Source organism: Micromonospora sp. NPDC004336 (assembly GCF_053602615.1).
This window is the reverse complement of the sequence record NZ_JBSGDY010000233.1, coordinates 1-7538: the sequence shown is the minus strand read 5'-3', so window position 1 is coordinate 7538 and position 7538 is coordinate 1. Positions and strand designations below refer to the sequence as shown.

8 protein-coding genes are annotated in these 7538 nt (G+C 73.5%); 4 read left to right on the top strand and 4 right to left on the bottom strand.

The window, feature by feature from the left end; genetic code table 11:
• Positions 1 to 99: 99 nt before the first annotated feature.
• Complete coding sequence (locus ACWENR_RS28410) at positions 100 to 1062, top strand: N-acetyltransferase family protein (protein WP_452280023.1); 963 nt, start codon at positions 100 to 102, stop codon at positions 1060 to 1062.
• A gap of 137 nt (positions 1063 to 1199) precedes the next feature.
• Here ACWENR_RS28410 and ACWENR_RS28405 read toward each other — a convergent pair whose 3' ends face one another.
• Positions 1200 to 1655: a gamma-glutamylcyclotransferase gene (locus ACWENR_RS28405; RefSeq protein WP_302918274.1), complete on the bottom strand. Its 456-nt coding sequence runs from the start codon at positions 1653 to 1655 to the stop codon at positions 1200 to 1202.
• Positions 1656 to 1933: 278 nt separating this feature from the next.
• On the opposite strand from ACWENR_RS28405, the gene ACWENR_RS28400 reads away from it, so the two are divergent.
• Positions 1934 to 3337, top strand: a complete 1404-nt coding sequence (locus tag ACWENR_RS28400; protein ID WP_452280022.1) for an NAD(P)H-quinone dehydrogenase — start codon at positions 1934 to 1936, stop codon at positions 3335 to 3337.
• On the opposite strand, the gene ACWENR_RS28395 is transcribed toward ACWENR_RS28400, so the two are convergent.
• From ACWENR_RS28395 to ACWENR_RS28385, 3 genes are all read right to left on the bottom strand, one after another.
• Complete coding sequence (locus ACWENR_RS28395; protein WP_452280021.1) at positions 3310 to 4020, bottom strand: DUF998 domain-containing protein; 711 nt, start codon at positions 4018 to 4020, stop codon at positions 3310 to 3312. The genes ACWENR_RS28400 and ACWENR_RS28395 overlap by 28 nt on opposite strands.
• Before the next feature lie 216 nt (positions 4021 to 4236).
• A complete protein-coding gene (locus ACWENR_RS28390) occupies positions 4237 to 4971 on the bottom strand; it encodes a DUF1963 domain-containing protein (protein ID WP_452280020.1) in 735 nt (244 codons plus the stop codon).
• Between the two features lie 164 nt (positions 4972 to 5135).
• A complete protein-coding gene (locus ACWENR_RS28385; protein ID WP_452280019.1) occupies positions 5136 to 5792 on the bottom strand; it encodes a DedA family protein in 657 nt (218 codons plus the stop codon).
• A gap of 482 nt (positions 5793 to 6274) precedes the next feature.
• Here ACWENR_RS28385 and ACWENR_RS28380 point away from each other — a divergent pair, with 482 nt between their 5' ends.
• Together ACWENR_RS28380 and ACWENR_RS28375 are read left to right on the top strand one after the other, a co-directional pair.
• Complete coding sequence (locus ACWENR_RS28380) at positions 6275 to 6616, top strand: PadR family transcriptional regulator (protein WP_452280018.1); 342 nt, start codon at positions 6275 to 6277, stop codon at positions 6614 to 6616.
• A partial coding sequence (locus ACWENR_RS28375; RefSeq protein ID WP_452280017.1) for an HAAS signaling domain-containing protein occupies positions 6613 to 7538 on the top strand: 926 nt, incomplete at its 3' end. The genes ACWENR_RS28380 and ACWENR_RS28375, both read left to right, overlap by 4 nt.

The following is a 7538-nucleotide window of genomic DNA, read 5'->3' as shown; positions in this document are numbered from 1 at the left end:
GATTCTGCACCGCGACAGCCTCGGCAACGTCCAGCCGATCCGACCCGGTCAGCTCAACGTGATGACGCGCCCACCGGCCCGCCTGTCAGGATCGCCCCCGTGACTCTTCCCGCCGGCTGGCACGCCCGCCGCCCCACCCACGACGACGTGCCGGCGATCCTGGCCGTGGTGCACGCCGCCGACACCTTCGCCGTCGGCCACCCCGACTTCGACGCCGAGGACGTCACCGCCGCGCTGACCGCGCCGTTCTTCGACCCGGCCCGCGACTCGTGGGTGGTCACCGACCCCGACGGCGCGGTCGTGGCCTGGGCGACGCTCGACAACCCGACCGGCGTCGGGCGCGAGTTCGTCGAGGTCTACGTCGACCCGGCGCGGGGCGACGACCTGCGCGCGCCCCTGCTGGCCCGGCAGCTCGACCGGGTCGCCGAACGCGCCGCCGAGCGGGGCCTGCCGGAGCTGACCGTGCGTACGGCCGTCTTCGCCCCCGAGACGCGCTGGGCGGCGGAGCTGGCCGAGGCCGGGTTCAGCCGGGTCAAGCGGTACGTGCGGATGCGCCGCCCGCTGGCCGGGCTGCCCGCCGAGCCGCCGCCCCCGCCCGGGGTGACCGTCCGCCCGCTGCGCGGCGACGACGAGGCCGACCTGCGCGAGTTCCACCGGATCTACGACATCGCGTTCCGGGACACCCCGGACTACGAGCCCGTCGGCTTCGACCGGTGGCGGGAGCGGATCATCCCGTTCGGCACCACCTGGGACGAGTGGTTCGTCGCCGAGGTCGACGGGGTGCCGGCCGGGGCGCTCCAGTCCTCCGACCAGGCGCTGGAGCAGAACGAGGGCTTCGTGCGGGCCCTGTCGGTGCTGCCGGCGCACCGGCGCCGGGGAGTGGGCGCGGCGCTGCTGCTGCGGGCCTTCGCCACGTACGCGGCCAAGGGCCGCGAGGCCGCCGGGCTCGGCGTGGACCTGACCAACCCCACCGCCCCGGTGACGCTCTACCGCTCGGTGGGGCTGCGCGAGGTGCGCTGGACCGACATGTACGAACTGGTCGTCCCGGCCGCCGGAGCGTGACCGACGACGCCGGTCGGGGCCGGCTGGGTGTGGTTGACGACGCCGGTCGGGCCGGCTGTGTGTGATTGACGACCCCGGCCGGGGCCGGCTGGAGGCCCGCCCCGGCGCCGGAGCAGACTGGGGTCGTGGGATACGCGCTACGCCGACGCGGTGCCGGTGGGGCGGGACCGCAGCTCGGTGACGTAGTCGTCCGGGGCGCCCGCCTTCTCGGCGGCGTTCGCGATCTCCGAGAGATACCACGAGGTGGGCAGGCCGCCCTCGTAGCCGTCGAAGACGTAGATCCACGCGGTCACGTCGCCGTCGAGGGTCGAGACCCGCACGTGCAGCTTGCGGTACGTGCCGGCGGTCACGCCCTCGATCTCGTCGAGCTGGGCGGCGTCGTAGGGGTGGATGTCGTAGAGCGCCACGAAGACCCGGTCGCCGGGCGACTCGACGACCGTGCTGACCGCGCCCTCCCAGCCGATGACGTCCTCACCCGCGAAGGTGAGCCGCCAGCCTTCCAGCCAGCCGGTGCCCACCATCGGCGAGTGCGGGCAGTAGGCGCGCATGCGGGCGGGGTCGAGGTTTGAGCCGTAGGCGGCGTAATGACGCACGGCGATGACGATAGCCCGCCCGCCGGGTGGGGGAGAATACGACGGTGCGTGTCGGACGCGTTCGGGAGAAGAAAGTCACTGTGAGCACTGGTCGGGGGCGGGCACGGTGAGCGCGAGGAGTGCAGCGGAGCCCCGCAGCCGCGAACGAAAGGATGGCCCGGTGAGCGCGAGGAGTGCGGCGGAGCGGAGCCCCGCAGTCGCGAACGAAGGGACGGCCCGGTGAGCGCGAGGAGTGCGGCGGAGCGGAGCCCCGCAGTCGCGAACGGAGGGACGGCGCTGTGAGCCGGATCGTGATCATCGGCGGCGGACCGGCGGGCTACGAGGCGGCCCTGGTCGCCGCGCAGCTCGACGCCGACGTCACCGTCGTGGAGGCCGAGGGCGCCGGCGGGGCGTGCGTGCTGTCCGACTGCGTGCCGTCGAAGACCTTCATCGCCAGCTCCGAGGTGGTGACCGGCTACCGGGACACCGAGGAGTTCGGGGTGCACTCCGACGGGCTGGAGGCGGTCACCGTCGACGCCCGGGCGGTGCACGGGCGGGTCAAGCGCCTCGCGCTGGCCCAGTCGGCCGACATCCACGCGAAGCTGGTCAAGGCCGGCGTGACCTTCGTCGCGGGCACCGCCCGGCTCGGGGAGGACATGCTCGGCCACACCCACCGGGTGATCGTCACCCCGGCCGACGGCGGCGGGGAGCAGACGATCGACGCGTCGACCGTCCTGGTCGCCACCGGCGCCACCCCGCGCCAGCTGCCCACCGCCGTGCCGGACGGCGAGCGCATCCTGACCTGGCGCCAGGTGTACGACCTGCCGGAGCTGCCCGAGCACCTGGTCGTGGTCGGCTCCGGCGTGACCGGCGCCGAGTTCGCCAGCGCCTACCTCGCGATGGGGGTCCAGGTGACCCTGGTCTCGAGCCGCGACCGGGTGATGCCGCACGAGGACGCCGACGCGGCGATGGCCATCGAGCGGGTCTTCCGCAACCGGGGCATGAGCATCCTGAACAACTCCCGGGCGGACGCGGTCCGGCGTACCGCCGACGGGGTGGAGGTCGAGCTCTCCGACGGCCGGAAGGTGTCCGGTTCGCACGCGCTCATCGCGGTCGGCTCGATCCCGAACACCGCCGACCTGGGCCTGGCCGAGTACGGCGTCGCGCTGGCCCGGGGCGGCTACGTCACCGTCGACCGGGTGTCCCGCACCAACGTGCCCGGCGTCTACGCCGCCGGCGACTGCACCGGGGTGCTGCCGCTGGCGAGCGTCGCCGCCATGCAGGGCCGGATCGCGATGTGGCACGCGCTCGGCGAGGCGGTCCGGCCGCTGCGGCTGCGTACCGTCGCGGCGAACGTCTTCACCGACCCGGAGCTGGCCACGGTCGGCGTATCGCAGGACGAGGTCGACGCGGGCAAGGTGCCGGCCCGGCAGGTCATGCTGCCGCTGGACGGCAACGCCCGCGCCAAGATGGACGACCTCGCCGACGGCTTCGTCAAGCTCTTCTGCCGCCCGGCCAGCGGCCAGGTGATCGGCGGCGTCGTGGTGGCGCCGAAGGCGAGCGAGCTGATCCTGCCGATCACCATGGCGGTGGAGAACAACCTGACGGTCAACGAGCTGGCCCAGACGATCACGATCTACCCGAGCCTGTCCGGCTCGATCACCGAGGCGGCCCGTCAGCTCATGCTCCACGAGCTGGAGTGACCGCCCTCCGCCGCGCCGACGGCGGGTGAGCGGAGGGCGTTCCGGCCCGCCCCGCGGGTCGGGCCGGGCGTCACCTCCCGCTCGGCGCGGCGGCGCAGCAGGGCGACCGCGACGACGGCGAGCACGGCGACCTCGGCGACGATGAGCAGCCGCTCGACCAGGCCGAGCAGCAGCCGGTCGCCCGGGTAGGCCGACCAGACCATCGCCGCGGCGAGGGCCAGGCTGGCCAAGGCGAGCCCGCGCACCGCGCGGGCGCCGACGGGTAGCCGGGCCGCGAGCAGCCAGCCGGCGAAGGGCAGCGCCAGGAAGGCGACCACCGAGGCGTACCGGTGGACGTAGGCGGCGGTGTCCATGGGCAGGCCGGGCTCGTTCGTCGGCACGACGGCGGCCAGCAGCAGCCCGCCGATCCAGGCGGCCAGGAGCAGCTCGGCGGTCCGCGCGGGGCGGACCGCCGAGGGCCGGTGGGCGCGCCACAGGGCGGGCATGAGCACCGCGGTGGCGACGGCGAGCACCACCATGGCCGCGTCGATCACGCCCCCGCGGTCGGACACTGCGTAGTCGCTGACGGTCAGTGCCCAGGGGTTCAGGTCGTCGTTCACCTCGACGTGGCCGATCACGGCGAGCAGCGCCGCCACGGCGATCCCGCCGAGCGCCAGCAGTCCACTGTTCCGGGTTCCAGGCATGCCTCAGCCTGTCGCGCCGACCACCCCAGACGGATCCGGGCGCTCCACCCAGTCCGGTCCCGGGGACCACCCCTAGGCCGTCTCGTGGGCGGGCGCCCGCCTTCGGGGCCGTCGGTTTCGCGGTGGGCGTCCTGGTCGGTCCTGCCCGGGACGCACGCCCGGGTGCCTCGTCGCGGTCGACGCCGAGCCGGGGACCACGCCGGGGCCCTGGCCGCGTCAGCCGTTGAAGTCGGTCATCAGCCAGATCCGGTCGAAGGTGCGCTCGGCCAGATCCGCATGTCTGATCATGAAGTTGACGACGATCGTCGTCTCGCCGAACGCGTCACCCACCTCCTCCTCGTACAGCCGGACGGTGGCCAGCACGGTGTGCTCGTTCGCGTCGACGATGGGGTTGTCCGCGCCGCCGGTGCTGGTGTCGCCGTAACCGCCGAGGGAGAAATCGGAACCGTTGCCCTCGAGGTCCCACATCACCTCTCCGATGGCTTCCTCGACCTCGTCGTCCAGGCGGAGGTCGAACGGCACCTCGTGCTCGGCGTTCGGCAGGTTCCAGTCGGCGCGAGCGTGCAGCGGAAACGGATCGAAGACCGGCATCCCGGGGCTCGGCTGCTCGGTCACCGGAGTGCCGGCCGGCACGTGGACGACCCGGCAGCGGGTGGGCGTGAAGTCCGGCTCGACGAAGAACAGCAGCGACCCGTCGGCCGGCAGGTCGAGGTCGTGCCAGTGCGAGGGGATCGCGGCGAGGTCGAGCGTCAACACGAGGCACTGCCCGGGAGGCCACTGCTCGCCCTCCGGCAACGCCGCGAGGCCGCCGAACCGACCGGCCACCGGCAGGCCGTCGCCGTCGGGAACCAGCTCCGTCCGTGGTCGGGCCAGCCGTACCCAGCGCTCGATCTCTTCCACCGGCACGCCCATCTCCCGGGCCGCGTACCGGAACTCCTGTCGTACGTCCATGGCCGGGCATTGTGTCTGAGGGGTGCGACGAACAGCAGAAGGCCGGCAGGCGCCGGCCACCAGGCGGAACGGCGGAGGTGGGGCCGGTCGCGCGCCGTCGGGGACGCTGGCGGCTGGTCGACCAGCTGGAATCGCGCGGCGGTCGACGTGCCGGGAGACGCTGCCTAGGCGGCGTCGGCCCTGCCGTCGGCCCGCGCCGGGACGACGACGACCGGCACCGCCGGCTCCGGTGCGGCCGCCCGCCGGGCGCCGAGGACGGTCATGGCCCAGCCCGCCGCGCCGAACCCGGCCGCCGCGACCGCCGCGATCACCGCCAGCCGCCACGCCGACCCGGTCAGCGCCGTGCCGCCCAGGTGCCCGACCAGCCCGCCGTAGGTCGCCCAGCCCGCCGCCGCCACGCCCTCGTAGAGCAGGAACAGCCGGTACGGGTACCGGCTGCGCCCGGCGGAGAAGCAGGCGGCCATCCGGCCACCCGGCACGAAGCGGCAGAGCAGGATCACGAGGGGGCCCGGCCGGCGCAGGCCCCGGGTGACCCGGCCGGCGACCCGCCGGGCCCGCCCCGGGGCGGTGTCCCGGGGCGGCCGGCGGTCCGGCGCGCTCCGCCCGAGCAGGTAGCAGGCGACGTCCCCGGCGAAGACGCCGAGCGCGCCCACCGCGATGGTCGTCGGCAGGTCCAGCCCGCCGTACACGGTCAGGGCGCCGCTGGTGATCATGATGACCTGGGTCGGGATGACCGGGACGAAGGCGTCGGCGACGAGCAGCCCGAGCAGCGCGAGGTACGCCCAGGTGGGCGACGCGACCTCAGTGAGTAGTTCGGGCACCACTGCCACCTCGCCGGACGGACCGATCGGTGTACCGAGCCTGACGGGTCGCTCGGCGGTACCGGGCACGACCCTCGTCCGTGGTGACCACCGACACGGCAGGGCCACCGGACACAACGAGCGAACCGCCGCACAGGTGACGGATCCGCGCGCCGTCAGGGGGCGGCGGATCGCGGCGGCCCGGCGTACCGTTGTCTGCGCGCGGCCCCGCGACCGTCGGATCCCCCGTTTTCGATGGTTGGGCCGCTGCGGGCCGCCGGCAGGTCCCGTGCCGGCGGCCCATCTTCACCGACCCCGACAACCCCGCGCGACGGGTTCCGGTCCGGTCAGGTGAGCACCCCTCGCGACCTTCGCCGTCGACGGCTTCGTGGCGCTTCCTCGCTCCCGTCGACCACCCCCGCCTGTCTTCGACACACCGCTGTTGACGATCACGTTGTTATGGGGCTGGACAATGGTGTGTGGCACACAGTATGGTGTGACGCATGGGAAGCGATGAGATCCTGCGGACGCACCTCCAGGAGTTGCGTCGGGGCACCGTGGTGGTGGCGAGCCTCGTCGCCCTGCGCCGCCCCGACTACGGCTACGCGCTGCTGCAACGCCTCTCCGACCACGGCTTCCCGGTGGACGCCAACACGCTCTATCCGCTGCTGCGGCGGCTGGAGGAGCAGGGGCTGCTCACCAGCGAGTGGAACACCGAGGAGAGCCGGCCCCGCAAGTTCTACCGGACCAGCGGGGAGGGCGAGTCGGTGCTCGACCGCCTCCTCGCCGACCTGACCGCCGTGCACACCTCACTGACCAGGCTGATCGAAGGAGCCGACCGATGACCAACCTCACCGACCGCTACCTTGTCGCGACCCTGCGCTCGGTGCCGGTCGCGCGCCGCGACGAGATCGCCACCGAGCTGCGCGCCTCGATCGCCGACATGGTCGAGGGCCGCACGGCGGGCGGGCAGGACGCCGCCACCGCCGAGCGCGAGGTGCTCACCGAGCTGGGCGACCCGGCGAAGCTCGCCGCCAGCTACGCCGACCGCCGGTTGCAGCTCATCGGCCCGACCTACTACCTGGCCTGGGAACGTCTGCTGAAGCTGCTGCTCAGCTTCGTCCCGGCGACGGTCGGCGTGCTGGTCGGCCTGCTGGCGGCCACCGACGGCGACGACGCCGGCGCGGCCATCGGGGAGGGCGTGTCCACCGCCCTCACGGTCGCCATCCAGATCGCCTTCTGGGTCACCCTCGTGTTCGCGGTGCTGGAACGCACCAAGACCCCGCTGCACCTGCCCGCGTGGAACGTCGACCAGCTTCCGGAAGACACCACCCACCGGCAGATCACGCTGACCGACGCCGCCGCCTCGATCGCCTTCCTGGCGCTCTTCATCGCCTACCTGCCGTTGCAGCACTTCCGGTCGTTCGTGCCCGCCGACGGCGACGGGAACCTGCCGGTCCTCGACCCGGCGCTGTGGAGCTTCTGGCTGCCGTTCCTGATCGCCGTCCTGGTCGCCACCGTCGGCCTGGAGATCGCCAAGTACCGGGCGGGCCGGTGGAACTGGCCGCTGGTCGCGGCCAACGCGGTGCTCGACCTGGCGTTCGCGGTGCCGGTGGTCTGGCTGATGTCGACCGACCGGCTGCTCAACCCCGACCTGGTGAGCCGCTTCGAGTGGCTCGGCGAGGGCGACAACCTGAACACCGTCGCCACCGTCGTCATCGCCGGCACCGCCCTGGTCGTGCTCTGGGACATCGTCGACAGCGTGGT